This window comes from Dyadobacter sp. CY345 (assembly GCF_021502725.1).
Classification (GTDB): Bacteria; Bacteroidota; Bacteroidia; order Cytophagales; family Spirosomataceae; genus Dyadobacter.
This window is the reverse complement of sequence record NZ_JAKFFS010000002.1, coordinates 579,998-606,997: the sequence shown is the minus strand read 5'-3', so window position 1 is coordinate 606,997 and position 27,000 is coordinate 579,998. Positions and strand designations below refer to the sequence as shown.

Sequence of the window (27,000 nt, the reverse complement as noted above, 5' to 3'; positions counted from 1 at the left end):
TATGAAAAAGAAAATTTTAATATTCACAGCTTTGGTTTGCATGGGAGTTATCACTTCCTGTAAAGAAAAATTTCTGGAAACCACGCCGCTTGGTGTTGGAAACGAGGCAATGCTTTCTAACAAAACTGGTGTTAACTCAGTACTTATAGGTGCGTACAGTTTGCTGGACGGCGTTGGGGCAGGAGGAACATATTTCTCAGCAGTTAGTAACTGGATCTACGGAACTGTTGCTTCTGACGATGGGTATAAAGGTAGTGATGTGGGTGACCTCGCCCAGATCACTACCATTGAAAAATACATCCAACAGGCGGATATTGGCGGATTTAACGAAAAGTGGGTCGCTTTGTATGATGGTGTTTCCCGATCAAACGATGTACTTCGCCTGATTGCAAAAGCCACAGACATGACCGACGCAGAAAAAACGCAGGCAACTGCCGAGGCAAGGTTTCTGCGCGGCTGGTATCATTTCGAAGCCAAAAAGATGTGGAATATGGTCCCTTATGTTGATGAAACGGTCACAGATTATATCAACCTGCCAAACGATAAGGACATCTGGCCGATGATTGAAGCCGATTTTCAGTTTGCTGTCGACAACCTTTCTGCCACAAAATCACAGGCAGGAAGAGCGAGCAAATGGTCTGCGAAAGCGATGCTTGCAAAAACGCACATGTATCAAAGTGATTATACTGCGGCAAAACCTTTACTTGTTGATATTGTAACAAACGGGCCGTTTTCACTTGTTCCAAACTACCACGACAATTTCAGAATTGCTACTGAAAATAACAGCGAATCTGTTTTTGAAGTACAAATGTCCGTTGCGGATGGCGGCAGCGGAGAAAACGGAAGCTGGGGCGATAACCTGAATTTTCCATACGGATCAGGCCCTGGCGGATGCTGCGGGTTTTATCAGCCATCTCAGAATCTGGTAAATGCTTTTAAAACAGATGCAGATGGCTTACCTCTTTTGGATACATTCAACGATACGGATGTGAAAAACGATGAAGGCCTGGCATCAAGTGATCCTTTTACTCCATATACAGGCACACTTGATCCAAGATTAGACTGGACAGTTGGTCGTCGCGGCTTGCCTTTCCTTAACTGGGGAATTCATCCTGGAAAAAACTGGATTCGTGACCAGAGCTTTGCAGGACCTTACACGTTCAAAAAGTTTTTCGCGAACAGCGGTGACAATGCAGGCGCAGAATCTCCACGTGCCAATGCAAATAATTATCGTGCAATCCGTTTCGCTGATATCCTTTTGATGCGTGCGGAAGTTGCGGTTGAAGAAAACGATTTGACGACTGCATTGACAATCGTTAATCAGATCAGGACCCGCGCGGCAACCGAACTAGTAAAAAACAGTGACGGAACGCCGGCAGCAAATTATCTGGTAAAACCTTACGCCTCATTCGCAAATCAGGAATATGCCAGAAAAGCTGTTCGTTTTGAACGCCGCGTTGAGTTGGCCATGGAAGGTCACCGCCACTTTGACTTGGTTCGATGGGGAAATGCCGACATAGTTTTGAACGCATACATTGCGAAGGAAAAACTAAAAAGAACATACCTTAACGGCGCAGTTTTCGTAAAAGGCAAAAGTGAATACTTCCCGATTCCACAAGCGCAGATTGACATCATGGGTGCAAGTGTTTTGAAGCAAAATCCATAAAATTTTCAGATCGCCGGGCAAAGATTAATGTCCGGCGATTTAATTTAAAATAACTATTCCTACCTTTAATTATCTTTTACCACTATTCCTAACCTTTAATATTCTATGCAAGAATCTTTAAATCCGCACGTTCAGGAAGTTTCTTCATCCCGAAGAAACTGGTTAAAAAATACTGCGCTGGCGGGTGCGGCGGTACTAGCCTCACCTGGAATCAGGGCATTTGATGCAATTGTTGAACCTGCTCCTGCAAAACGCAGAATTCCACTCGCAGTATCGACTTATTCTTATTGGCATTTTGAAGAAAAAAAGTATCCGATTGAAAAAGTGATCGAAGATGCCGCGCGTCTCGGTTTTGACGGAGTTGAGATTCTTCACCGCCAGATGACTGATGAAAGCGTACCCTACATGAACAAACTCAAACGGCTTGCTTTTGACAGTGGGCTTTCTCTTCCGATGCTTTCAATTCACCAAAGTTTTGTTCAGCCAAAGGCAGAAGACCGGAAGAAAGATGTGGAACATACAATTCGCTGTATTAATCTGGCTGTGCAAATGGGAATTCCGTGCATACGTATGAACACAGGAAGCTGGCGAACAGTTAAACGCGATGCAGCGTATTACAAAGACGGACAAGAACCGCCGATTCAGGGATATACTGATAAGGATGCTATAAAATGGTGTATCGATTCTTATGGTGAATGTCTTGTTGCGGCAGAAAAAGCCGGCGTTGTTCTTGCCATTGAAAACCATTGGGGCTTGTCATCCAATATCGATTATTTGCTGGAAATATATAAGCCGCTTTCTTCATCGCCCGCTATGGGTATGAATGTGGATACGGGAAATTTTGTTGGAAACCCATATCCGCAATTTGAAAGACTGGCTCCTTATGCTACAATCGTTCAGGCCAAAACCTATTATGGCGGTGGTCATTTTTATGACCTTGATCTGGATTACCAGAAAGTTGCCGACATTCTGCGAAAAGCAAATTTCAAAGGCTACATTTCCCTTGAAATGGAAGGAAAAGAAAATCCGGAAACGGCCGTTCCCAAAAGCCTGGAATTGTTTCGTAAAGTTTTTAGCTGACAGACGATCTTAAAGAGTATATCATAATTTTCTTCTGTAGTTAATAAAGTGCGCTTTCTTTGAGAGCGTACTTTTTTAACGTTTGAAAGATACTTTTAATAGAAAATATGGCGTTGATCTTGAGATGTTTGAATACTTAGAAGAATCTGCGCCTGGTGTATAATTATTTAAAAGAGGTCCATCTTCGATATCGATTCTTATTATTCTTTGAAAGCTAACAATTTGATACTAAATTTGCACCTCATTCAGCAAACATTAGTTTGCTATTTTATTAATACTTTACTCTATCATAATACTATACTAGATAGACTTTGAAGGACTCGTCAGAATCATTGCCCTCATCAGAAGTTAAGGATCCGGATCATTGGGAATCCTTGCAGGTCGCATACATATCAAGTGGTGATCCTGAGGAAGATCGCCGGTTGGCCTCTATTGCGAGAGAGCAGGGAAAAATAGTTTTTTTACCCGATCTGCCGGAAGAATCAGATTCCCGCTTCAATACCGGAGCTCAGAAGGTTGAATTGCAAAGCACATCATCCGACTCAGCTAAGAATAATACAAAACCACCGTTTTCCTGGGACCGGATCCAAGACAAGATCTGGGCTGCTACTTTGCGCAAAAGAAGCCGGACCGAAATTGGTATGAATCTGTTCGCAGCCATCGCTCTGATGATTGTCGGACATTTGATTTTTACTTACATCACCTACGACCGACTTTCTGTTCTTTGGGATGAACTGGAATTGAACGAAAGCTTTTTCTATTATATTCTTGGTGGTTTCATCGCGCAAATGATTGACGGCGCGTTGGGTATGGCCTATGGCGTAACGTCTGCTACTTTTCTACTGACACTGGGTGTTCCGCCTTCTGCTGTAAGTGCCAGCGTTCATGCATCGGAGATTTTCACAAGTGGCGTGTCCGGTTATATGCACCTAAAATTCGGAAACGTTAACAGTAAGTTATTTAAAAAGATATTGATTCCGGGTGTGATTGGCGCGATTTCCGGTGCTTATTTATTGACATCACTAGAAAAATATATTTACATCATCAAGCCGTTAGTGGCAGTATATACCCTGGTTCTGGGAATTCTTATCATCCAGAAAGCGTTAAAGAAACGGATTGAAAAGCGACCAATCAGACAAATCGGATGGCTGGCTTTTGCCGGAGGATCACTTGATTCCATTGGCGGAGGAGGCTGGGGACCTATTGTTACGTCAACTTTAATTGCAAGAGGCCGTCACCCAAAATATACGATTGGATCTGTGAATCTGGCTGAGTTTTTCGTGTCACTAGCGAGTTCAGTAACCTTTATAACGCTGATTGGATTTTCACACTGGCAGGTCGTTTTAGGATTGATTTTAGGTGGAATGGTTGCAGCGCCAATCGCAGCAAATCTTTCCCGGAAATTACCAATAAAAACGATGATGATCATGGTTGGAACAATCGTCATTATCGTGAGTTTGAGAATAATATATATGGTTCTTTTTTAGCTTTTAGCCATTAGCTTTGGAATCAAAAGATTAGAATCGAAAAAGAAAAAAAGACATACGTCTCACAAAGTTAGAAATATTAATTACGGGCTAACAGCTAATAGCCAACAGCTACACCAGTAACCTATGAAAAAGCAGACCAGAGCAATACGTACCCAGACGAAAAAAACACAATATCGTGAACATTCAACGCCTTTGTTTTTGACCAGCAGTTTCACTTTTGAAAGTGCTGAACAAGGGAAAGCATTGTTTGAAGAAACGGAAGAAGGCAATATTTATAGCCGCTTTTCTAACCCTTCAGTTCAGGAATTTATAGACAAAGTTTGTGTTCTTGAAGATTGTGAAGATGGCGTGGCTACTGCTACGGGTATGGCTGCGGTGTTTGCAAGTATGGCTGCATTGCTGAAAAGCGGTGACCACATTCTGGCAAGCCGGGCTTTGTTTGGCTCTGCGCATCAGATCATTACACAAATTATCAGCAAATGGGGTATTACCTATACCTACCTTGACGCTGACGCAAGTGAGGCTGATTGGGAAGCGGCGGTAACACCAAACACACGCATGGTTTACCTTGAAACGCCTTCAAATCCAGGTCTGGATCTTGTAGATCTTGAAATGATCGGCAGACTTTGTAAAAAACATAATCTGATTTATAACGTCGATAACTGTTTTGCGTCTCCTGCACTGCAAAATCCGGTAGATTTCGGAGCGGATCTGGTTGTACATTCAGCGACAAAATACATGGATGGACAAGGACGCGTTTTGGGTGGAATTGTTGTTGGAAAAGAAGAATATATCAAACATATACGCTTTTTCTGCCGCCACACCGGACCGTCAATGGCTCCGTTTAATGCATGGGTATTAAGCAAGAGCCTTGAAACCTTAGAATTGAGAATGGAAAAACATTGCTCAAACGCCTTGACTTTGGCAACGGCGCTGGAAAAACATCCGGACGTGAAATTGGTTAAATATCCGTTTTTAGCTTCTCACCCACAGCATGAACTTGCCAAAGCGCAGATGAAAGCGGGCGGTGCCATTGTTACGATCGAATTAGAAGGTGGTTTTGAGCGTGTTTCTGCATTTATGGATGCACTGGAAATTGCTTCTCTGTCTTCAAATTTGGGAGATACGAGAACGATTGTTACCAATCCGTTCACCACGACACATGCGAAACTGAAAGCAGATGAAAAACTGGCATTAGGCATCACAGAAGGCCTAATTCGTATTTCAGTTGGCCTGGAAGATATCGAAGACCTGATTGAGGATTTCACAAATGCAGTGGAAGTATCGGTCAAAAGTGATATATTAGAGTAAAAATCAATAGATTAAATTGGTCGTACAATGAAAACGCTAACCATCAATTTGCCGGAAGATTTCGAGAAGGAGAAGGTATTGCTTTCTATTGCAGGCCAACTATATCAGCAAGGAGCGCTCTCCGCAAAACAGGCGAGCGATTTGGCGGGTGTTACGATGAACGAATTTGTTTATAGTACACTTTCCGATGATGATCCTTTGAAATCTATGATCAGTAATCCGGCGGATAAAAGTTTGTCATTTGAAGATCGAATTGAAAAACTGAAAAATAAACAGGGGTACAAAGGTTTAAATAAAGAAAGGCTTGAAGCTCTGAGAGATGCAATTGATATTCAGGAGCCACTTGAAGTTCTTCTTTCGCAATTGACAAAATGAGATATGTCCTGGACACTAATGTCATCCTGGCATATTTGAGAAAACATTCAATCTGGGATCTAATTGAATTGCAGCTTGGAATATTTGAAACAGATTCGGATGTATATATTCCAGCAGTCGTAATAGGAGAATTAAGATCGCTTGCTGTTCAAAATAAATGGGGATTTAACAAAAGGCGAGAGCTGGAAATATTCGCAAAAGAATTTACAATAATCGATTTCATATCAGAGGAAATCATAACTTCTTACGCAGAAATAGACGCTTTCAGCCAGGGAAGACTTGAAGAAAAACCACTTACAGGTTCTTCAAGAAATATGGGCAAAAACGATTTATGGATTGCAGCGACGGCCAGTGTTTTAAATGCAACATTGATAACAACAGATAAAGATTTTCAACATTTGCACACGCACTTTTTGGAAGTTGCATATTTTGAAATAAAATAAAAAAATAGGTTACACAGAGTTCCACAAAGAAATAAAGAGACTCGCAGAGATTATAATGAAAAAACTCTGTGCCCCTCCTTTTAACTCCAATTTTCTCTGTGTAACAATACGAGAAGCAATACAAGGCGAAACACCATGAACACAAACATAGACGCATTAACCGCCGCCCTTGAAGGCAAAAGCGAAATCGAATCGCTGACAATTCTGGCAGATCTTTTTCCGGGTCAGGTCGTATTTTCTACCAGCCTGGGTTATGAAGATCAGGTTATTACAGATTTTATTTTAAAGAACAATCTGGATATCAGCATTTTTACTTTGGATACCGGAAGAATGTTTACCGAAACGTACATGACGCTTCAAAAAACAAACAACCGTTACGACACCAAAATAAAAGCATACTATCCGCAAACGGATTCTGCGGAAGCTTTGCTAAGTACAAAAGGCCCTTTGAGTTTTTACGATTCTGTTGAAAACCGTAAAGAATGCTGCTTTATCCGTAAAGTTGAGCCTTTGAACAGAGCTTTGAAAGGAGCAAAAATTTGGGTTACTGGTATCCGGGCAGAGCAGTCGGGAAATCGTCAGTCTATGCATAAGCTGGAAATTGATGAGGCTCATGATCTGATCAAATTCCACCCGATTCTGGACTGGAGTTTTGAGGAAGTAAAAACCTATGTAAAATCCAATGGTATTCCATACAATCCTTTGCACGACAAAGGTTTTGTAAGTATCGGTTGTGCACCTTGTACCCGCGCCATCCAGGAAGGCGAAGATTTCCGCGCCGGCCGTTGGTGGTGGGAAGATGAGTCGAAGAAAGAATGTGGTTTGCACGCGAAGTAATAAAAGCATCCCAATGCTACGTAAATAAAGAAGAAGTATTAAATGTCTAATGAAGTAAGTATGTCAATTTCAGTAAAAGAGGCGTCGGATCTTAGCGACCAGGGAAATATTGACCGTAGAAAACCGGACTACCTGGATCAGCTAGAGGCAGAGGCGATTTACATTATGCGTGAAGTGGCTGGTCAGTTTGAACGTCCGGCGTTACTATTTTCAGGTGGAAAAGATTCTATCACCCTGGTTCGTCTTGCTCAAAAAGCTTTTGCTCCGGGTAAAATCCCATTTCCGCTAGTTCATATTGATACGGGCCATAACTTCGTGGAAGCTACGGATTACCGTGATATGCTTGCTGAAAAAACAGGTTCTAAACTGATTGTTCGTTATGTGGAAGATACCATCAAAGCGAAAAATCTGAAAGAACCGACTGGTAAAAACGCGAGCCGTAACTGGTTGCAGACTTTTACTTTACTAGACACGATTGAAGAATTCGGATTTGACGCCTGCATCGGTGGCGCACGTCGTGATGAAGAAAAAGCGCGTGCAAAAGAACGTATTTTCTCTTTCCGCGACGAATTCGGTCAGTGGGATCCAAAACGTCAGAGACCTGAACTTTGGAATCTATTTAACGGACGTATTCATAAAGGCGAAAACGTACGTGTTTTCCCGATTTCTAACTGGACTGAATTGGACGTTTGGGCATATCTTCAAAGAGAAGGCATTACGCTTCCAAGCATTTATTTCGCTCACGAACGTGAGTGTATCCTGCGCGACGGACGTTTGTTATACAATACGCCGGTAATCGAAAAAGATCCGGAAGATCAGATTGTAACCAGACAAGTTCGTTTCCGTACCGTTGGCGATATGACTTGTACAGCTGCCGTAGAATCAAGCGCTGCGACCTTGGAAGAAGTAATTGCAGAAATCACAGTTTCCAGAATCAGCGAACGAGGCGAAACCCGCATCGACGATCAGCAAACAGAAGCTGCGATGGAAGACCGTAAAAAAGGAGGATATTTTTGATTGAGTTTTAAGTTTAAAGTCAATGAGTTCAAAATCGAACAACTCATAAACTATTAACTCAAAAACTCTTAACTAAAAAAAATGGATTTACTAAGATTTATAACAGCAGGTTCCGTAGACGATGGTAAAAGTACGTTGATCGGGCGTTTGCTTTTTGATACTAAAAATATTCTGGCAGATCAGATGGAAGCCATCGAACGCGCCAGCAAAAGCCGTAATGATGGTGAAATTGATTTGGCTCTTTTAACGGACGGACTTCGTTCTGAACGCGAACAAGGGATTACGATCGATGTAGCTTACAAATATTTCCAGACGCCAAACCGTAAATTTATTTCGATCGATGCGCCGGGACATATTCAGTATACCCGTAATATGGTTACTGGTGCTTCGAATGCAGATCTTGCGATTATCCTGGTTGATGCGCGTCATGGTGTTGCTGAACAAACTCGTCGTCACTCGCTGATAGCTTCCATGTTGGGAATTCCTCACGTGGTTGTGGCGATTAACAAAATGGATTTGGTTGGAAATTCAGAAGATGCGTTTTTGGAAATTGCAAAAACATACCAGGATCTTGCCCAGAAACTGAATATCAAAGATCTGACAATCATCCCGGTTAGCGCGTTAAACGGAGATAATATCGTTGACAGATCTAAAAACATGCCCTGGTATACTGGCGAAACTTTGTTGTCAGTTCTTGAAACCGTTAATGTTTTAAAAGACAAAAACACAACAGACGGACGTTTCTCGGTTCAGTATGTAATCCGCCCTCAGACTGAGGAATTGCATGATTACCGTGGTTATGCAGGTCGTTTACAGAGCGGCTCGTTGAGAAAAGGCGAAGCTGTTAAAATTTTGCCTTCCGGCACAGAATCGAAAATTGCAAGAATTGAATTCGGTGGACAGGAAATAATCGAAGCTGGCGTTTTTGAATCGGTTACCATTCTTCTGGAAGACGATGTGGATATCAGTCGTGGCGATATGATCGTGTCTGTTGATAATTCACCAATCGTAAGTCAGGATATCGAAGCATTAGTTTGCTGGATGGACGACCGCAAAACATTGAAAGCCGGCGACAAATATCTTCTTCAGCACGGAACTGCAAGAACAAAATGTTCTGTTAGAAGTATAGAATATCAGATCGATATCAATTCATACGAAAAACTGGATGAGGTTGAAAGTTTGAAATTAAACGATGTCGCAAGAATTATTTTAAGAACAGCGCAACCGATCGCTTACGACCCATATCAGCAAAACAGAGCAAATGGCGCCGCTATTCTGATTGATGAAACGTCGAACGTGACCGTTGGCGCTTGTATGGTTGAATAAAAGGCGTGGTTCAGCCGCACCTTTTTTCCCGATATAAAGTTAATATACTATTCCGATAGGTTATAAGAATACATCACCATGAATAATTTAGTAATTTCAGACAAAGTATCATCCGTAGCAAAACGTGATATTGTTGATTTACACAACAAGATCAACGCATTTAACACGGGTGAAACGCCGGAAGAAGCTTTTCGTAAGTTTCGTCTGACGCGCGGTGTGTACGGTCAGCGCCAGCCAGGCGTTCAGATGATCCGTATCAAGCTGCCTTATGGACGTATCACGGCAGATCAGCTTGTTCGCATTGCAGATACTTCCGACAAATTTGCGACTGGAAATTTGCATGCAACTACCCGTCAGGATATTCAGCTGCACTTTGTAAAACTTTCAGATTCTCCACAATTATGGGCAGATCTGGAAGATGCCGGAATTACTTTAAAAGAAGCGTGTGGTAATACAATCCGTAACGTGACGGCTTCGTCGGTGGCAGGTATTGACCCGGAAGAACCTTTTGATGTTACACCAATAACACATTCGATTTTTACCTATTTCCTTCGTAATCCTATCAATCAGGATATGGGAAGGAAATTCAAAATAGCGGTTTCTTCGTCTGAAAAAGATTCTGCCTTAGCGTTTATTCACGATGTTGGCCTTATCGCCAAAATGGGAACAAACGCAGCGGGTGAATCTGTTAAAGGTTTCAAAGTTTTGATCGGTGGCGGTTTGGGGGCACAACCTTTCTCGGCGCAAACTGCTTTTGAATTCCTTGAAGAAAAAGATGTTATTCCTTTTATAGAAGCTTTGCTTCGTGTTTTTGACCGTTACGGAGAACGTGTTCGTCGCCATAAAGCGCGCATGAAGTTCCTTTTGAACGATCTTGGTCTGGAAGGAATGATGGCGAAAGTGGAGGAAGAACGCACCGCCGTTAAAAACAAAATTTTCCAGATTCCGGACGATTTGTTCGGTACCAACGAAGCGGAATCAATCAACCACGCTCCTCGCCCATCTTTGAGCGAAGAAGAAATTTTGAAAATTGCTTCTGAAAGTATTTCAGATATTACTGAATTCACGAAATGGTTAAAAACCAACACTTTTGAACAAAAACAAAAAGGTTGGTACGCCGTTCAGTTACGTGTTTTGCTGGGTGATATGAGCTCAGATACAGCACGTTCATTGGCTGATATCGTTCGTCAATACGCAGCTGATGATATTCGTGTAACGGTTAACCAGGGATATATTCTTCGATTTATTAAAGGTGAAGACCTTGTAGCGATATACAACGAACTTTCGAAATTGGGATTAGTTAATCCTGGTTTTGACAGTACTATGGACATTACAACTTGCCCAGGCACAGATACTTGTAATCTTGCTATCACGAGCAGTTACGGAATTACCCGTGTTTTGGAGGATGTCATGAAGGAAGAATTTCCTGAAATGATTTACAACCAGGATATCAAGATCAAAATCAGTGGCTGTATGAATGGCTGCGGTCAGCATAACGCTTCTAATATTGGTTTCCACGGAAGTTCAATAAAAAATGGAAAACTGGTTTTGCCAGCTTTGCAGGTTTTGTTAGGCGGTGGATTTTCCGGAGACGGCATTGGTTTGATTGGCGATAAGGTGATTAAAGTTCCAGCGAAACGCGGACCGGAAGCACTTCGTACGATCTTCAACGATTACGAATCAAACGCATATGACGGAGAATACTTTAACCAGTATTACACACGTCAGACTAAAAATTATTTCTTCCAGTTATTGAAACCAATCGCTGATCTTTCTACGATTCAGGAAGACGATTACCGCGACTGGGATCATGATGAAATGTTCAAAACTGAAATTGGTGTTGGTGAATGTGCCAGTGTTTTGGTCGATTTAGTAGCAACAACAATTACAGAAGGACAGGAAAAATTAAACCTTGCCAAAGAAAACTTTGAATCGAAAATCTGGGCTGATGCGATTTATCATGCTTATAACGTTTTGATCACAGGTGCGAAAGGATTGTTGATGACCAAAGATGTGAGTACAAACACACAGTACGGTATCATCAATGACTTCGAAAGTAACTTCGGAAAAGAATTTAAATACAATATTCCGGCTGAATATGTTCTTCCGGATTCAGAAGAAACGCCTTTCCGTTCTCTTGCTTTCAGTATCAACAAATTCGAACCAACTGAAGCGTTTGCTACCTATTTTGTAAATACGGCAGAAGACTTTTTAAACTTCGTTCGTAATACACGTGGAGCTCAATTGATGGAAACTGGCGAGCCTGTTTTGCAGGAACTTTCGTTTGGAAAAGATTCATAATATTGTGGCTGTCGGCTTTCGGCAGTCGGCTATCAATTGGTAGCCAACATTTGGATTAGTGAGAGTAGTTAAATTTAAAATTGACTTCTCTCACTAATCTAATTTTCTCCCAAGCATCGTCTTCCTTATGATTCAAGGATTCGTATAAAGTAACCAACCGACAGCTGATCGCCGAAAGCCAACAGCCATTCCCTATGAAACTTACATTAATCGGTGCCGGTCCCGGCGATCCTGACTTGATCACTTTGAAAGGAATTAAAGCATTACAAACCGCAAAGGTTGTGCTTTTTGATGCGCTTGTGCATCCTTCAATTTTAGATTATTGTCCGGAAGATTGTTTGAAAATTCATGTTGGAAAACGTTTTGGAAAAGTAAGCTGCGGACAGGATGAAATTAACAAACTGATTGTTGCCTCTGCCAGTGAATATGGTGAAGTTATCCGTTTGAAAGGCGGTGATTCTTTTATTTTCGGTCGTGGTTATGAGGAAATTGAATATGCTGCCCAACACGGTATTGAATCGGAAGTTATTCCAGGTATTTCCAGTACTTATGCAGTTCCGGCTCTGGCAGGCATTCCGTTGACTTCCCGCGGTGTTAGTGAAAGTTTTTGGGTTGTTACCGGAACCACAAAATCGCATGAATTATCCGCAGATCTTCCCTGGGCAGCACGCTCTTCGGCAACGGTTGTGATCCTGATGGGCACGCACAAACTGGAAGAAATTATTACGATTTATGCTGATCTGGATAAATTCGATGAGCCGATTGCCATTATTCAAAACGGATCGTTGCCGGAACAAAAAATCGTTTTAGGAACGATTGGAAATATCTTATCACTTGCCAAAGAAGCCGAAATAAAATCTCCTGCTGTGATTGTTATCGGAAAAGTCGCCGCGCTCCCAGGGTTGACATTCCAGAAAATTGAAGAAGTGATCAGCAAACAGATTTCATAATTAATCTGCTCTCCGGATTCCTTTAAAGGATAAAGAAATAAACAATTCCAGCCAATACAAGATAACTAACAAACAGCCATTTCTTCTTGTACTCGTAAGCTTCGCGGTGATGAACATAATCAAATACCATCGAAGCAGAGAATCCTACCACCATTAAAACCACTGAAAAAACACCACAATCCAGGCGGTAGTGTTTATAAGCATGCAGTGCAGGCGCGCCAAGTGCCAGATACATCAGCCACATACCGAATCCCATTCGATAGAGGTATACGCTCAGGCGCCGATCATTTTTTATGTCAAATAAGCTTTCTAACACAGATACGCTTTTGATTGGTCTAGTGAAGCTAGCTAATTTTAAAAACAAATGCTAATTTTTAATACACATACGTTATATGTAATATTGCAAAAAATTATATATGAATAAACTAGTTGCAAAAATTTCAATTTTCTTTCTGAATTCCACTGCCGGCCTTTCCTGGAAAAATATATTCCGAGTATCTACTGCCCTCAGCTGGATGCTATTTGATATAGTTGGTTATCGAAAAAAGGTAATTTTTGAAAATTTACGGAATAGTTTCCCTGAAAAATCAGAGGAAGAAATTGGAGTTATTTCACGCAACTTTTATATCCATTTCACAGACCTTATTTTAGAAACCTTAAAATTCAGGACCGCTTCTCCTGAGATCATCCGCGAGCGCCTGCAAGGCGATCTTACTATCGTCAATAATTTATACGAGCAAAACAAAAGTGCCATTTTCCTTATGGGCCATCGTGGAAACTGGGAACTTGCCAATTTATTTTCTTCTCTTGAATTTTCTCACGAATGCATTGTTGTATATCGCCCGCTACAAAATAAAGAATTTGATAAATGGTTTCTGGATTACCGGACACGTTTTGGAGCAAAATTGGTTCCGATGGACAAAATATTTAAGGAGCTGCTGACACCAAGAACCAAACCGTTTTTTGTCGTTTTGGCGAATGATCAGTCCGCCAATCCAAAGACAGCTTTCTGGACAAAATTCCTTCATCAGGATACCGCTGTTTTTCGCGGCGTGGAAGCCATAGCACGAAAACTGAACCTTACGGTATTATATGCAGAATTCAGCAAAGTGGAGAACAAACGGGGTTATTATCATGTTGACATAACAACAATAACTGAGACGCCTAAGGAGGTTCCGGTCAACGGAATTTTGGAAAAGCAGATTCAGATATTGGAGCAGGATATCCGTCTCCAGCCGCACAACTGGCTTTGGAGCCATAGGCGATGGAAACATTGTAAACCTGAAAGCCTGAAACCTGAACAATTACTAAATTTGGTACCCTGACAATTTTATTTGCCGCTGTAAAGTTTTCATTATCAGATAATTGTTATTATTACATGCTAGCCAACGAGCCATTTGACAACTGGTTAAAGATGTCCGGACTCAGTTTGGTACAGAAATTACGGCTATGGAAGAGGTTTTCCAGCGTCCATTACATCCTCGTAAAAAACCATTTCTCTTCATCCTTATCAATGACTAGTCGTCTGCGCAACAACGCGCTTACCGGACCACTTTTCTAAACCGGCACACTGGCGTTTTGGCAGAGTTAAGCTTATCCCCAGAAAACTTAATGCGTCAGTCTTGTATATGGGTGTATTAAGAAATAATTTTAAACGGGTATTTTATAAATTTTATTTTAAATTGATTACCAAAACGCAAAAACTATATTATCCCGCAGCCCGATAATTGTTATGGAGCCACAAACGTTGGAAACACAAACGGCCGCAAGTATTGCACCGGGATCAAACATTGGAAGTAAAAGATAAATCGTGAATAAACCTGTCAAGTTTTTAATCCTCCGCTTTTCCTCGATCGGCGATATCGTCCTGACTACTCCCGTTATACGTTGTCTGAAACAGCAATATCCGGATGCAGAAATACATTACTTTACTAAAAGTAAATTCGGTTTTCTGCTGGAAAATAATCCTAACGTGGATAAAATCTGGCTGCTGGATGGGAGTGTGAATAAAATGATCAAAGAATTGCGTGCTGAAAACTATAATTACATTATCGATCTGCATACCAATTTACGCACACTGCATATCAAGCTGGCACTTTTCAAGCGATCCTTTTCTTTTAAAAAATTAAATGCGCAGAAGTGGCTGCAAACCCAGTTCAAGATTAATTACCTGCCGGATATCCATATCGTGGACAGGTATCTGGATACGGTTTTACCCTTGGACGTCAAAAATGATGACCTTGGTCTGGATTATTTTATTCCATATAAAGACAAAGTAGAAAGAGACTGGATTCCTGAAACGCATAAGAGAGAATTTGTCGCTTATGCTATCGGAGGACAGCATACAACTAAAAAACTTCCCGTTCACAAAATGATCGAACTTTGCAGGAAAATCAATTTCCCGATCATTTTACTAGGTGGAAAAGAAGATTTCGAAGCAGGAGAAGAAATCCGAAAGGCAATTGGCGACAGATTGATTTTTAACGGATGTGGAAAATATAATTTCAATCAATCCGCATCGCTGATAGAACAGTCATTTATCGTCTTTACCCACGATACCGGACTGATGCATGTGGCCGCAGCTTTCAAAAAGAAAGTTTATTCGATCTGGGGCAATACGGTTCCTGCTTTTGGCATGTATCCTTATAAAACGGCTTTTGAAGTAATAGAAAATAATGATCTCGAATGCCGTCCCTGCTCTAAGATCGGTTATAAAGAATGTCCTAAAAAACATTTTAACTGCATGAACAAGCTTTCCTTCGATTTTGATATCAAAGAACTTCCATTCAGTAAATAATGTTTTTAAATCCGATTACTCAATCAATATAAACAACCGGAATGAACAAAAAAGTAAATATCGGAATCGTTCAGATGAGCTGTTCTGCGGATGTAGAAGATAATTTCGAAAAAGCTAAGTCTAAAATAAGAGAAGCGGCTGCCAAAGGAGCACAAATTGTTTGTTTGCAGGAGCTTTTTAAATCATTATATTTTTGCGACGTTGAAGACCATAAAAACTTTGAACTGGCAGAAGCGATACCTGGTCCTTCCACGGAATCATTAAGCAGTCTTGCCAAAGAATTGGGTGTCGTCATCATTGCTTCGTTATTTGAAAAACGTGCACACGGTTTATATCATAACACCACAGCAGTTCTTGACGCGGACGGCTCATATTTAGGAAAATACCGTAAAATGCATATTCCGGATGATCCCGGATACTATGAGAAGTTTTATTTCACTCCCGGTGATGCGTCGCAGGAAGAATCTGATACTAACGGATACCGGACTTTCGATACAAAATTCGCTAAAATAGGTGTTTTGATTTGCTGGGATCAATGGTACCCGGAGGCAGCGCGTATCACGAGTTTGATGGGAGCTGAAATTTTGTTTTACCCAACAGCCATTGGCTGGGATACAAATGAAACGGACCCGGTTATCAACGACGAACAATATGGCGCATGGCAAACAATCCAGCGAAGCCACGCAGTTGCTAATGGCGTTTATGTTGTTTCGGTTAATCGCGTTGGCCGGGAAGCTGATCAACAATTTTGGGGCGGCTCCTTTATCGCTAACCCGCATGGACGTTTGTTATATCTGGCTCCGCACATAGAAGAAACTGTTCATGTTGAAGAAATCGATCTGCAAAAACTGGATCATTACAGAACCACCTGGCCATTCTTCCGCGATAGACGCGTGGATTCTTATAAACCAATCCTAAGTCGCTATATTGACGGAAAATAAGTTACCTCAAATATAATTATTCCGATAATCACAAAAGGATTGCCATAGGCAATCCTTTTGTCGTTTCCAGCTAGCTGAAAACTTGTTTTATTCATTTTTGCAAAAAATACAAAATAAATTAACGAAATTTGAACTTGATTTTCGAGTTTATACATAAATATATGCGTATATAGGTAAATTTGAAACTTGTTAAATAAGGGTTACTTGTTCTAAGTCGAACTCTATTAAGCTTATAGATTGGATCAAAGTAAGATAATTTTAATTTAATATTAGTAAAGTGCAATAATATTCGTTCATTGACCACATCAACCAATTATTATTGCAATAAAATTCAATTTTTAAATAATTTCTCTTGCATTTGTACGCTTTGTCAGTATATTTGAAATGTCATTAAACGAATGACTAAACTTCTTAACTGTCAGATATGTTCCAGCCGCACTGAATATATCTAAATGTAAGAAGGGGAACACGACCCTCTAAACCTGTTTGATCCCGAGTGGACGGCAGCAAAGAAGTTCTGCCTTTTTACAGAAAATATTAACAATGAATTGCCTGTCAGCGTGGACAAACATTTTTATCAAAACCTGGACCTGGTTGCCAGATTTCAGAAAGATTCCACTGTTTGTCCTCGATTAAGAGGGTATTGCTTTCCGGAAAAGCAGTTTTGTAAGCTTATGGCTGTGCTGTTCTGTCCATGCGAAAGTGTGTGCGGCGCACAGAAACGTGGACACCACAGCCATAACTTTTTTTTACCGACTCTACTAATAGTACTCACCTAATTAATTTAACCGGATTCCCATGCGTAAAACTTTACTATTGTTCTTATGGGCCTGTCTGCTTTCTCCGCTTGTCAATGCACAAACGCGTGAAATTAGCGGAAAGGTAACTGCGGCCGATGATGGTCTGGGACTGGCTGGCGCTTCTATTATTTACAAAGGCACAAATACGGGTACAAATGCCGATGCTGACGGAAAATTCTCATTTTCTATTCCTGGTGACGGCGTTTTGGTTGTTTCTTATGTTGGTTTTTTAATTAAAGAGATTCCAGTTGGGAATCAATCTGTTTTTGACATCAAATTAGATGCTGATACGCGTCAATTGGCAGAAGTTGTGGTTACAGCTTTTGGTATCGAGCGTGAAAGAAAGGCATTAGGATATACGGTTCAGGAGGTGAAAGGTTCAGCACTTACTGAATCGCGTTCAACGAACGTTGCTAACGCACTCTCCGGTAAGATTGCCGGTGTGAGAATTCAGTCAAACGGCGGACCTGGTAGTGGTTCTACCATCCAGATCCGTGGCGCTGGTTCTATTTCTGGTAACAACCAGCCACTTATTGTTATTGATGGTGTACCGATGCAACAGGCATCAGCTACCTCACAGACAAACCAGTACGGTGGGGGTATGTCAGAAGTTAACCCCGACAACATTAAAGAGATTTCTGTTTTGAAAGGTCCAAACGCAGCCGCTTTATACGGTTCACGTGCAGCCAACGGTGTTATTTTGATAACAACGAAAAACGGTAAAGGAACAAAAGGAATTGGCGTTGAAGTGAATTCTAACGTAACCTTTGAGCGCCCATGGATCAAACCTAAATTCCAGAATACTTACGGTGGTGGAAACGGATACAGAACGTGGTATAACAATGGATGGAGCGGGGCGATCACCGACCCTCTTGAAATTCAGCAATACCGCGCAGCTTACGGACCGACAGCTCCTCTTTCAGGAACAGAAGGAACGGATGAAAGCTGGGGCGCACCGATGGACGGCCGGTTGGTCAGACAATGGTGGACAGGAAATGACGTAGCTCCGTTGACTCCGCAGCCAAACAACTGGGAGGAATTCTGGAACACAGGTAGCACAGTGTCAAACAGCGTTGCTGTTTCAGGTGGAAACGACCAGGGTTATTTCCGTTTAGGCTTGGGACATACAAAACAAAGTGGGATCGCTTATTACAATGATTTCCACCGTTACAACATGAAAATTAACTCTGGTTACAACATGACCAAGAATTTCAGTGTAGCGCTATCTGCTGAATACATCAAGTCAGGTGCTGACAACCGCGGATATACTTCTGGCCAGGAATTTATCTGGGCTCACAGACACGTATCCTGGAAACAGCTTCGCAACTACGAACAATATACTTCTACGCATAACCAGATTCCTGGTGACACAGATCCACCGAACTGGCAACATACCTTTTTCACTAACCCATATTTTTCACAGAAAAAATTGACAAGTGGAAATGATAAAGACAGATTATTAGGAAACATTTCCTTCAATTATAAAATCCTTCCTTCGCTTAGCGTGATGCTTCGGACAGGAACAGACGTTTGGAGTGATACCCGTATCAATGTTACAAACTTTGAAAGAGTAAGAAACGGTGTTAAAACTCCGGGCCGGTATAATGAAGAAGTTCTTCGTAATCAGGAAACAAACTCAGACGTTATTTTCACTTTCAACAAAGATGTAACAAAAGACTTTTCTCTAAATCTTCAGGCAGGTGCGATAAAAAGAACCAATAATTACAAGAGAAACTATTTCGCGGTTGGCGAGCTTGTTGTCGATGGAGTATACAATGCTGCTAACTCGATCCCAAGTTTGAATACGATTGAAAGTACAATCACCAAGTCGGAAAACCAGAGTGTTTTTGGTGCGGCTCAGATCGGTTGGAGAAATCAATTGTTCATGGATTTGACTGCAAGAAATGACTGGTCAAGTACGTTGCCTTCTAACAACAACTCTTACTTCTACCCTTCTATTTCCCTTAGTGCAGTACTGACAGATATTTTTGATGTTCAAAGTAACGTGCTAAGTTTCGCAAAACTTCGTGCAAGTTTGGCTCAGGTAGGTAACGATGCTGATCCATATGCCTTACAGCAAACTTTCAGAGCAAACGGTTCCTGGAACGGTAGCCTAAGTAAATTCGCTGAGGCTGTAAAAATCGCAAACTCTACTTTGAAACCTGAGATCACAACAGGTCAGGAATTCGGAGCTGATTTGAGATTCTTTAAAGGCAAAATCGGTCTTGATATGACTTATTACAGCCAAAGTACGAGAGACCAGATCCTAGCGGTTGAGATTTCAAAAGCGAGCGGCTATGATACCCGCGTTTTAAATGCAGGAGAGATTACTAATAAAGGAGTTGAGATTATGTTGACTGCTAACCCGGTCAAATTGTCAAATGGCTTCTCATGGGATATCGCAGTTAACTTCGCTAAAAACAAAAACAAAGTTGTTGCGCTTGCCGAAGGTCTTACAACCTACACGCTTGCTACACAACGCGGTATGACTTCCGAAGCCAGAATAGGCGAAGCTTATGGTACTTACTACGGAAAAGGCTGGTTACGTTCACCAGATGGCGAAGTAATTTATGCAAACGGTTTACCACAAGTTGCACCTGGAACAATCAAACTTGGCAATATTCAGCCAGACTGGACAGGTGGTGTTTCTAACACATTTACTTATAAAGGTGTAACCGTTTCAGCACTGGTTGATGTGCGTATGGGCGGCGATATTTTTGACGAAGGAACAGGAACTGGTCGCTGGACTGGTCAGTATGAAGAAACCGCGATCGGACGTGAAGAAGGCGTGATCGGAGACGGTGTTAAACAAATGGCTGACGGAACATTCGCTAAAAATGACATCATCATTCCTGCGAAAGAGTTTTACGCTTATAACAATCCTCGTAACTACCACGAAGCTGCAATTTTTGACGCAAGTTATGTGAAACTACGTGAGTTGACACTTGGATACAGCCTGCCTCCTTACCTTTTGAAGAAAACATTCTTCCAGACTGCTAAACTTTCACTGGTTGGACGTAACGTTTGGATGATCTTCAAAAACACACCACATGTGGATCCTGAGTTCGATGCAAAAGGTGGAAACGCACAGGGATTTGGTTATGGCCAGCTTCCAAGTTCAAGAAGTATGGGTGTTAATTTAAGCTTTTCATTCTAATCTTCCTGTTGATCTGGGATCTTTTAATTGACTTTCATTATGAGAAAAATAGCATACAAACCACTAGTACTTGCCCTGACGGCTGCGATGTTCTCGATGAACAGCTGTACAAAGGATTTTGAAGAACTGAACTCGAATCCAAACGATCCGACGCTTGTTAAGGCACAGTATCTTCTTACCTCAGGCCTTGAATCTTCAATTGATCGCTACTGGGGACATAGAGACCGGTTTGAACGTATCAACATCGATGCGGCTGAACTTTACATGCAGCATCTGACTCGTAATATTTATTCCAACGAGGGTGATGACTACACGGTTTCGGTTGCTGTAACTAATAATAACTGGAAAGGTTTTTACAACGATGCACAGGTTAACTTCCAACGCATCATCACAATTTCCTCTCCTGACGGCGCAACTCCAAACGCAAATTATGTGGGCGTTGCGATGGTGATGAGAACCTGGGTCTTCTCTCTGCTTACTGATATGTACGGACCAATTCCTTACTCAGAAGCAATTCAAGGAACGGCTGCTACGCCAATTTACACGCCTAAGTATGATTCACAGGAAGCTGTTTACGCGGCGATGCTTGCGGATCTTAAAACAGCAAATTCCTTGCTAACCGTAGGCGGTCCTGCCGTGGCAGGAGATATTGTTTATAACGGTGATGTGCTGAAATGGAAAAAATTCGCAAATTCACTTCGTTTGAGACTTGCAAACCGTCAGGCAAAAAAGAAACCGGGAGAATCAAAAGCTGTTTTTGCTGAAATTCTCGGAGACGCGACAACATATCCGATTTTCACTACAAACGCGGACAACGCTCAGTTGAACTGTTCAGCAGTTTTGCCAAGTAACAACGAGTGGAACCAGATCATTATCCAAGGCGGTCGTACGGACTGGAATTTGAGTAAAACATTGGTTGATCAGATGAATTCAATGGGTGACACAAGAATTACGGTTTATGGTAACCCAAACAAAGATGGCGTTTACCAAGGTCACCCGAACGGTTTGCCAGATGCGATTGCTACTACTTTCCTTTCATCAAGTTCAACGATCGGAAACTATTTTACGAGAGCAACCGCACCGGAGGTTATCATGACTTTTGCTGAATTGAACTTCATACTTGCAGAAGCTGCAATCGATGGCGACATCACAGGAGACGCAGACGCTTATTTCAAAACTGCTGTGAATGCTTCTTTCACACAATACGCCTTGACTCCGTCAGCTGCGTTCCTTGATAAACTTGGAACTGCCACAAAAGAGAAAATCATGGAGCAAAAGTGGGTAGCATTGTTTGGTCAGGGTATCGAAGCTTGGGCAGAATGGCGCCGCACGGGTTTACCAAAATTCCCTGCCCCTGATGCACGTGCTGTACTGAACAACGATGGAGTTTTGCCAACAAGGTTTACCTATTCAACCAACGAGTATTCGCTAAACAAAGAAAGTGTTGAAGGTGGTGTTGCCTTGCTTGGTGGCAAAGATGATATGAAAACAAAACTTTGGTGGGCTGAATAATCCAAACCGGAAAAATTAAGTGATCGACTTAACAAAACTGAAAATGAATTCATATACAAAACATATCAAAATTCTGGTTATCTGTTTGCTTGCCGGTGCTGCTTTTACCGCTTGTAAAGAAGAAGATCCCTGGGTTGACGCCACAGTTGCGCCGGTTGTTGTAAACATCATCGGAGCACCTTTCGGATATCCTCAGGAAAAAGATCCAGCTGTTGGATACCCTGCCGCCTCCACAAAACTGACACTTTCTGCGACAATTTTAGAATTAGATAAAAGCGGCATCCTGAATAACGCAGTCGGTATTGACTCGATACCTGTTTCAGGTTTAAAAGTGGCGATCACCATGCGAACAGGAGCAGTTTTAGGAGAAGTAACTTCCGGCGCAGACGGTAAAGTTTCACTGGACAAAACCTGGGCAGAATTAGGAATCGCTGCTCCCGTTAAAGGTTCACTTGCAAGAATATCATGGACCGGAACCTACAAGGGAGTAACCTTCACAAGGTTCTCGCAGGTTCAGGCACAATAAAATTACCAGTCAGTCAGGTAAATTCCTGGCTGACTTATTTCTGTTTTTATTCATTGCTTTTCTAATACCCATTTGCTTAATCTTTACAATCCCATTACTAAAAAACTATTACAATGACTCAAAAAATCGACCGTCGCAATTTGTTAAAATCAGGCTTATTGGCTCTTGGTGGTATGACTCTGGCTCCTCACATGAGCTTTGGTGGTGCATTCGACGACATGCCATTATCACTTGATCCTGAAAACCGCATTTACCGTAGCCCAATGGTGCGCGAGCACTTCCTGGACAAAAAACCAGATCTTTCTAAAATGATCCGTATCGGCGCTAACGAAAACCCATACGGACCACCAAAAAGCGCTCAAAAGGCTGTTTGTGATTCAGTAGCTGGCGGAAACCGCTATGCTTGGAAAGAAATGAATGACCTGGTTGATAAAATCGCTAAAAAAGAAGGCGTTTCGAAAGATTATATCATGATGGGTCCCGGATCTTCGGATCTATTGGAGAAAGTAGCTTTGGTACTTTTCATGCACGGTGGAAATATCGTATCTGCTGACCCTTGTTATATGTCACTTGTTCAGGTTGCGAAATCTGTTGGCGCAACATGGAAGGCAGTTCCTGTTACAGAAAACCACTCCCATGACTTGAAAGCGATGGAAGCTGCTGTTGACAAAGACACTAAACTTGTTTACATCTGTAACCCTAACAACCCAACGGGTGCGATCACAACAGGTAAGGACTTGTTAGACTTCTGTTCACGCGTTTCTGAGAAAGTGCCTATTTTCGTTGACGAAGCATACATCGAACTAGCTGTTGGTGCGGATACTGAAAGTATGGTTGGATTGCTTCAGAAAAACAAAAATGTAATCATTGCACGTACGTTCTCAAAAATCATGGGAATGGCTGGTATCCGCGTTGGTTACATCGCTGCACAACCGACATTCATTAAACAAATCGAGAAAATTACTCGTGGCGGTATGGGTATTTCTTATACTTCAATCGCTGCTGCTTCTGCTGCTATGGATGACAGTGAATTCCAGGTGATGACGCGTAAATTGAACCACGAAGCAAAAACCTATCTTCTTGGAAATCTTGATAAAATGGGTTACAAATACATCCCATCTTACACCAACTTCGTGATTTTCCCTATCAATATTCCTGGTAAAGATATGCTGTCCAAACTGGCAGCAAAAAATATCTCATGCCGTGCATTTGATATTCAAAACAAGCCTTGGTTACGTGTTAGTATGGGTACAATGGACGAAATGAAAGCATTCGTAAGCGCCCTTGGTACAATAAGCTAATTATTGCTTACTGAAAAATGGCTGGTTTTCCTGACGTTTATCCAACCGGATATCTGTTTCTGAAAACCAGCCAATACTTTTTCTAATCATTTTTAATACGCTGGATAACATCCGGCATCCAGTCAATAAAAAGCTTTAACCATGAGTGATGCCTTACAAAAAACCATTACTTTACTTTTACTGATTGCATTGGGATTACTTCTCCGCGGGAAGTTTAAAAGTAAGGAGCAAACCAACGGTATTAAAGAGATCATTCTTTCTGTTGCTTTGCCATCCACGATCTTTATCTCGCTGATGAAGATTGAAATGGACTCATCGATGATCATCATTCCGCTTGTGACATTGGTGTTTAACTTTCTTATGTTTTTTTCTGCACCACTCGCTTTTGCGCTTTTCGGTATTGAAAAAAACAGTCCAACCGGCAGAACGCTGATGATGTTAATTCCATCGCTGGCTCCGGGCCTTTCCTGTTTCCCTTTTATCGCCGAATTTCTAGGTGAAAAGAGTCTGGCAATTGCCGCCTTGGCCGACGTAGGAAACAAGTTTTTCGTTCTTATTTCTCTTTACATTCTGGCGATGAACATGTTCCTGAAAAACAGCCAGGACAAGGAAACCAAATTGGGAGGAAAACTTAAAAGTTTGTTCGGAAATATGCTTCAGGAGCCTATTAACGTACTGATCATTCTTGCCATTGTTCTATTAAGCGTTGGGATTAACTATTCTACACTACCCTTTGTAATCACTGAAATTTTTGACAAAACGAGTGCCATGATGACCCCGCTTGTTCTGGTTTTCATCGGCCTTGCAGTACAACTTAAAGAAGGAAAAAAACGTATCGTCGCAAGTATTCTTTTGTTCAGAGCTGGCAGCACAATGCTGATCAGCGCCGGAATGATTTATGTTTTGAATATCACCGATCAGTCCATGATTCTGCTTGCCATTGTCATTCCTTTGAGTGCCGCAAGTTTCTGGCCTTTGGCGCATATCTCCGCTTTCAATTTGCGTGAAGATGCCATGGGATTACCAAAAGAGAAGAGAACGTTTGATATGGAACTTGCCGTATTGTTGCTTGCATTTTCGCTTCCGTTCTCAACGATTTTAATTCTCGGTATTTTGACAACCGGCGCTTATTTCACGCACATGTCAACTTTGATTATTGCAGGAGTCGTCTTGATTGTCCTTGGCGGATTACCTAACCTTTTCAGTAAAGTATTCGTACGAGTTTCAAAAGCCTAAGTAAACTGTTATGCGCAAAGCGATCATTATTCCATTTCTTTCTCTGCTGTCTTTTGCTGCAATAGCTCAGACTAAAAATGGCGAAACTGCTACGTTAAAAACGGAAGTTGCCCAAAAGGTTTCGGCAAAAGAAAAAAAGCAGGATAGATATTTTTGCGCAAATGCAACAGTAACCATGGCCGACGGAACTGTCAAGCCTATACGAGAAGTAAAAGTTGGGGAAAAGGTAAAAACCTGCCGGAAGGGTAAAAGTAGAGAAACGAAGGTAAAAGCAGTGGAAGTTTATGATAACCCAAATGCAGCTTTAACGGCAGTATACCTGCGACCCGTCAACGAATCTTCGGTCTCCAAAGAATCCTGGCCGCTTGTCCCTGCCCTGCTTCTGGAAGCAACGCCTCAGCATCAGGTGCAGACGAAAAAGGGAAATAAAACAATGAAACAATTATCAAAAAATGATGTGTTGTATCATTACGAACCTTCAACTGGAAAGGTATCTTCCTGGAAAGTCGGAATTGTACAGGCCAATGCGCGCAAAGTTGAGATTGCTTATAATCTGACAACAGAAGACGGATCTTATTTAGTGGAAAACGTTCTTGTATCAAATAATTAACGCCTATTTACTTTAATCAACGTTTTGAAAAAAAATCCAAACCCGCGAGGTGTTTGGATTTTTTGTTTTAAGAGAAAGATTTTTGATGATATAAGCGAATTTGGCATTTCATCGCGCTATTTTTTAAAACGATTTCAAAAACCTTTGCGACCTTTGCACCTTAATTTGAAGTAATTTCAGCAATTCATATCCAATACCATCGTGTCACAAAACAATCTTTCATCGACGCCCAAAGCATCAGGATTTACATTTCCAGCCGAATGGCACCCACACCGAGCCACGTGGCTGACATTTCCACATAACGAAGCTTCCTGGCAGGGTGACAGGCTGAAAAAAATGTATCCGCAATATCTTGCTTTCATCAAGGCCATAAGCCAGGGGGAAAATGTCGGTATCGTGGCAAACGATGAAAACCTGAAAGATTTTATTACAAACTCGCTTGATGGCATCGGCGTGGATTTGTCTAAAATAGAATTTGTTATCAAACCTACGAATGACGCCTGGTGCCGGGACCACGGACCTGCTTTTTTGATCAACCCGGGTACAAAAGAAAAGATGATCGTTGACTGGGGCCATAACGCCTGGGGTGGCAAATATCCTCCTTATGACGATGACAATCGCACGCCGCAGGCGATTGCTAAATATCTGAACTTGCCAAGTGTCACGCCCGGAATCATTATGGAAGGCGGTTCTGTTGAATTCAATGGCGCTGGCACTATTCTCACCAGCAAATCATGTCTGCTGAATCAAAACCGTAACGCGCATTTAAATCAGACGGAAATTGAGCAGTATCTGTATGATTATTACGGAGCTGAACAGGTTCTCTGGGTTGAAGCCGGCATTGCTGGTGACGACACTGACGGACATATTGACGATACGACGCGTTTCATCAGCGAGGACACGGTGATTGCAGCAGTAGAAAATGATCCGCATGATGAAAATTTTGATATTCTTCAGACCAATCTTAAAATGATGAAGGAGATGCGTTTGTTGAATGGAAAACAACTGAATATCATCGAAATACCTATGCCAAAAGCAGTTATCATCGATGACTTCCGGACACCGGGTTCTTATGTCAATTTTCTGATGTGTAATGCGGGCGTGATCGTTCCGGTTTTCAATAATCCAAACGACCAGATTGCGATTGATATTCTGGAAAAAGCAATGCCTGACCGGAAAATAATTCCTTTGGATGCCACTGAAATTATCTGGGGACAAGGCAGTTTTCACTGTTTGAGCCAGCAGGAACCACTGGTTTAAAGTTTTGATCTGTATACAAAAAGCAGCCGGTTAAGCATAAAATCTTAACCGGCTGCTTTTTGTG

Annotated in this window: 22 protein-coding genes; 21 read left to right on the top strand and 1 reads right to left on the bottom strand. The window is 41.7% G+C overall.

Features of this window, described 5'->3' with window-relative positions; all coding sequences use genetic code 11:
• The first annotated feature begins 1 nt into the window (after position 1).
• From L0657_RS12200 to cobA, 11 genes are all read left to right on the top strand, one after another.
• Positions 2 to 1,666, top strand: a complete 1,665-nt coding sequence (locus tag L0657_RS12200; RefSeq protein ID WP_235151075.1) for a RagB/SusD family nutrient uptake outer membrane protein — start codon at positions 2 to 4, stop codon at positions 1,664 to 1,666.
• A gap of 105 nt (positions 1,667 to 1,771) precedes the next feature.
• Positions 1,772 to 2,746, top strand: a complete 975-nt coding sequence (locus L0657_RS12195; RefSeq protein ID WP_235151074.1) for a sugar phosphate isomerase/epimerase — start codon at positions 1,772 to 1,774, stop codon at positions 2,744 to 2,746.
• A gap of 422 nt (positions 2,747 to 3,168) precedes the next feature.
• On the top strand, positions 3,169 to 4,233 hold the full coding sequence (locus L0657_RS12190; protein WP_409015058.1) for a sulfite exporter TauE/SafE family protein: 1,065 nt from the start codon (positions 3,169 to 3,171) through the stop codon (positions 4,231 to 4,233).
• Between the two features lie 126 nt (positions 4,234 to 4,359).
• Positions 4,360 to 5,547, top strand: coding sequence for a PLP-dependent aspartate aminotransferase family protein (locus L0657_RS12185; RefSeq protein ID WP_235151072.1), 1,188 nt, complete (start codon positions 4,360 to 4,362; stop codon positions 5,545 to 5,547).
• Positions 5,548 to 5,574: 27 nt separating this feature from the next.
• Positions 5,575 to 5,922 carry a UPF0175 family protein gene (locus L0657_RS12180; protein WP_235151071.1) on the top strand — a complete coding sequence of 116 codons (348 nt, stop codon included), beginning with the start codon at positions 5,575 to 5,577 and terminating at the stop codon, positions 5,920 to 5,922.
• Positions 5,919 to 6,365 carry a type II toxin-antitoxin system VapC family toxin gene (locus L0657_RS12175; protein ID WP_235151070.1) on the top strand — a complete coding sequence of 149 codons (447 nt, stop codon included), beginning with the start codon at positions 5,919 to 5,921 and terminating at the stop codon, positions 6,363 to 6,365. Before L0657_RS12180 ends, L0657_RS12175 begins: the two co-directional genes overlap by 4 nt.
• Before the next feature lie 96 nt (positions 6,366 to 6,461).
• A complete protein-coding gene (locus tag L0657_RS12170; protein ID WP_255717850.1) occupies positions 6,462 to 7,202 on the top strand; it encodes a phosphoadenylyl-sulfate reductase in 741 nt (246 codons plus the stop codon).
• A 60-nt stretch (positions 7,203 to 7,262) separates the two neighbouring features.
• Positions 7,263 to 8,219, top strand: coding sequence for a sulfate adenylyltransferase subunit CysD (cysD, locus tag L0657_RS12165; RefSeq protein ID WP_159467113.1), 957 nt, complete (start codon positions 7,263 to 7,265; stop codon positions 8,217 to 8,219).
• Between the two features lie 81 nt (positions 8,220 to 8,300).
• Positions 8,301 to 9,545, top strand: a complete 1,245-nt coding sequence (locus L0657_RS12160) for a sulfate adenylyltransferase subunit 1 (RefSeq protein WP_234644710.1) — start codon at positions 8,301 to 8,303, stop codon at positions 9,543 to 9,545.
• A 78-nt stretch (positions 9,546 to 9,623) separates the two neighbouring features.
• Complete coding sequence (locus tag L0657_RS12155) at positions 9,624 to 11,846, top strand: HEPN domain-containing protein (protein WP_235151068.1); 2,223 nt, start codon at positions 9,624 to 9,626, stop codon at positions 11,844 to 11,846.
• Between the two features lie 194 nt (positions 11,847 to 12,040).
• A complete protein-coding gene (gene cobA / locus L0657_RS12150; protein WP_235151067.1) occupies positions 12,041 to 12,796 on the top strand; it encodes a uroporphyrinogen-III C-methyltransferase in 756 nt (251 codons plus the stop codon).
• A 22-nt stretch (positions 12,797 to 12,818) separates the two neighbouring features.
• Here the strand turns inward: cobA and L0657_RS12145 are convergent, their stop codons facing one another.
• Complete coding sequence (locus L0657_RS12145) at positions 12,819 to 13,112, bottom strand: hypothetical protein (protein WP_235151066.1); 294 nt, start codon at positions 13,110 to 13,112, stop codon at positions 12,819 to 12,821.
• Positions 13,113 to 13,212: 100 nt separating this feature from the next.
• Between L0657_RS12145 and L0657_RS12140 the strand changes: the two genes are divergently transcribed.
• The 10 genes from L0657_RS12140 (at position 13,213) to L0657_RS12095 (ending at position 26,936) form a co-directional block, all read left to right on the top strand.
• A complete protein-coding gene (locus L0657_RS12140; protein WP_235151065.1) occupies positions 13,213 to 14,121 on the top strand; it encodes a lysophospholipid acyltransferase family protein in 909 nt (302 codons plus the stop codon).
• A gap of 485 nt (positions 14,122 to 14,606) precedes the next feature.
• Complete coding sequence (locus tag L0657_RS12135) at positions 14,607 to 15,593, top strand: glycosyltransferase family 9 protein (RefSeq protein WP_235151064.1); 987 nt, start codon at positions 14,607 to 14,609, stop codon at positions 15,591 to 15,593.
• A 41-nt stretch (positions 15,594 to 15,634) separates the two neighbouring features.
• Positions 15,635 to 16,534 (top strand): carbon-nitrogen hydrolase, encoded by a 900-nt coding sequence (locus L0657_RS12130; RefSeq protein WP_235151063.1) that lies wholly within the window; start codon positions 15,635 to 15,637, stop codon positions 16,532 to 16,534.
• Between the two features lie 798 nt (positions 16,535 to 17,332).
• On the top strand, positions 17,333 to 20,491 hold the full coding sequence (locus L0657_RS12125) for a SusC/RagA family TonB-linked outer membrane protein (protein WP_235151062.1): 3,159 nt from the start codon (positions 17,333 to 17,335) through the stop codon (positions 20,489 to 20,491).
• A gap of 39 nt (positions 20,492 to 20,530) precedes the next feature.
• A complete protein-coding gene (locus tag L0657_RS12120; RefSeq protein ID WP_235151061.1) occupies positions 20,531 to 22,003 on the top strand; it encodes a SusD/RagB family nutrient-binding outer membrane lipoprotein in 1,473 nt (490 codons plus the stop codon).
• 43 nt (positions 22,004 to 22,046) lie between these two features.
• The gene (locus L0657_RS12115; protein ID WP_235151060.1) at positions 22,047 to 22,529 is read left to right on the top strand and encodes a hypothetical protein; all 483 of its coding nucleotides are present in this window, start codon (positions 22,047 to 22,049) and stop codon (positions 22,527 to 22,529) included.
• 113 nt (positions 22,530 to 22,642) lie between these two features.
• Positions 22,643 to 23,830: a histidinol-phosphate transaminase gene (locus tag L0657_RS12110; protein WP_235151059.1), complete on the top strand. Its 1,188-nt coding sequence runs from the start codon at positions 22,643 to 22,645 to the stop codon at positions 23,828 to 23,830.
• Between the two features lie 141 nt (positions 23,831 to 23,971).
• A complete protein-coding gene (locus tag L0657_RS12105; RefSeq protein ID WP_090333835.1) occupies positions 23,972 to 25,066 on the top strand; it encodes a hypothetical protein in 1,095 nt (364 codons plus the stop codon).
• Between the two features lie 10 nt (positions 25,067 to 25,076).
• Complete coding sequence (locus L0657_RS12100; protein ID WP_235151058.1) at positions 25,077 to 25,676, top strand: Hint domain-containing protein; 600 nt, start codon at positions 25,077 to 25,079, stop codon at positions 25,674 to 25,676.
• Between the two features lie 201 nt (positions 25,677 to 25,877).
• Positions 25,878 to 26,936 (top strand): agmatine/peptidylarginine deiminase, encoded by a 1,059-nt coding sequence (locus L0657_RS12095; RefSeq protein ID WP_235151057.1) that lies wholly within the window; start codon positions 25,878 to 25,880, stop codon positions 26,934 to 26,936.
• Positions 26,937 to 27,000: the final 64 nt, after the last annotated feature.

Excerpts from the sequence above, each read along its gene's own strand:
- L0657_RS12130 (WP_235151063.1), top strand. The coding sequence starts at position 15,635 with ATGAACAAAAAAGTAAATATCGGAATCGTTCAGATGAGCTGTTCTGCG.
- cysD (WP_159467113.1), top strand. The coding sequence starts at position 7,263 with ATGTCAATTTCAGTAAAAGAGGCGTCGGATCTTAGCGACCAGGGAAAT.
- L0657_RS12100 (WP_235151058.1), top strand. The coding sequence starts at position 25,077 with ATGCGCAAAGCGATCATTATTCCATTTCTTTCTCTGCTGTCTTTTGCT.
- L0657_RS12110 (WP_235151059.1), top strand. The coding sequence starts at position 22,643 with ATGACTCAAAAAATCGACCGTCGCAATTTGTTAAAATCAGGCTTATTG.
- L0657_RS12180 (WP_235151071.1), top strand. The coding sequence starts at position 5,575 with ATGAAAACGCTAACCATCAATTTGCCGGAAGATTTCGAGAAGGAGAAG.
- L0657_RS12195 (WP_235151074.1), top strand. The coding sequence starts at position 1,772 with ATGCAAGAATCTTTAAATCCGCACGTTCAGGAAGTTTCTTCATCCCGA.
- L0657_RS12160 (WP_234644710.1), top strand. The coding sequence starts at position 8,301 with ATGGATTTACTAAGATTTATAACAGCAGGTTCCGTAGACGATGGTAAA.
- L0657_RS12175 (WP_235151070.1), top strand. The coding sequence starts at position 5,919 with ATGAGATATGTCCTGGACACTAATGTCATCCTGGCATATTTGAGAAAA.
- L0657_RS12200 (WP_235151075.1), top strand. The coding sequence starts at position 2 with ATGAAAAAGAAAATTTTAATATTCACAGCTTTGGTTTGCATGGGAGTT.
- L0657_RS12125 (WP_235151062.1), top strand. The coding sequence starts at position 17,333 with ATGCGTAAAACTTTACTATTGTTCTTATGGGCCTGTCTGCTTTCTCCG.
- L0657_RS12120 (WP_235151061.1), top strand. The coding sequence starts at position 20,531 with ATGAGAAAAATAGCATACAAACCACTAGTACTTGCCCTGACGGCTGCG.
- cobA (WP_235151067.1), top strand. The coding sequence starts at position 12,041 with ATGAAACTTACATTAATCGGTGCCGGTCCCGGCGATCCTGACTTGATC.
- L0657_RS12155 (WP_235151068.1), top strand. The coding sequence starts at position 9,624 with ATGAATAATTTAGTAATTTCAGACAAAGTATCATCCGTAGCAAAACGT.
- L0657_RS12185 (WP_235151072.1), top strand. The coding sequence starts at position 4,360 with ATGAAAAAGCAGACCAGAGCAATACGTACCCAGACGAAAAAAACACAA.
- L0657_RS12115 (WP_235151060.1), top strand. The coding sequence starts at position 22,047 with ATGAATTCATATACAAAACATATCAAAATTCTGGTTATCTGTTTGCTT.
- L0657_RS12105 (WP_090333835.1), top strand. The coding sequence starts at position 23,972 with ATGAGTGATGCCTTACAAAAAACCATTACTTTACTTTTACTGATTGCA.
- L0657_RS12140 (WP_235151065.1), top strand. The coding sequence starts at position 13,213 with ATGAATAAACTAGTTGCAAAAATTTCAATTTTCTTTCTGAATTCCACT.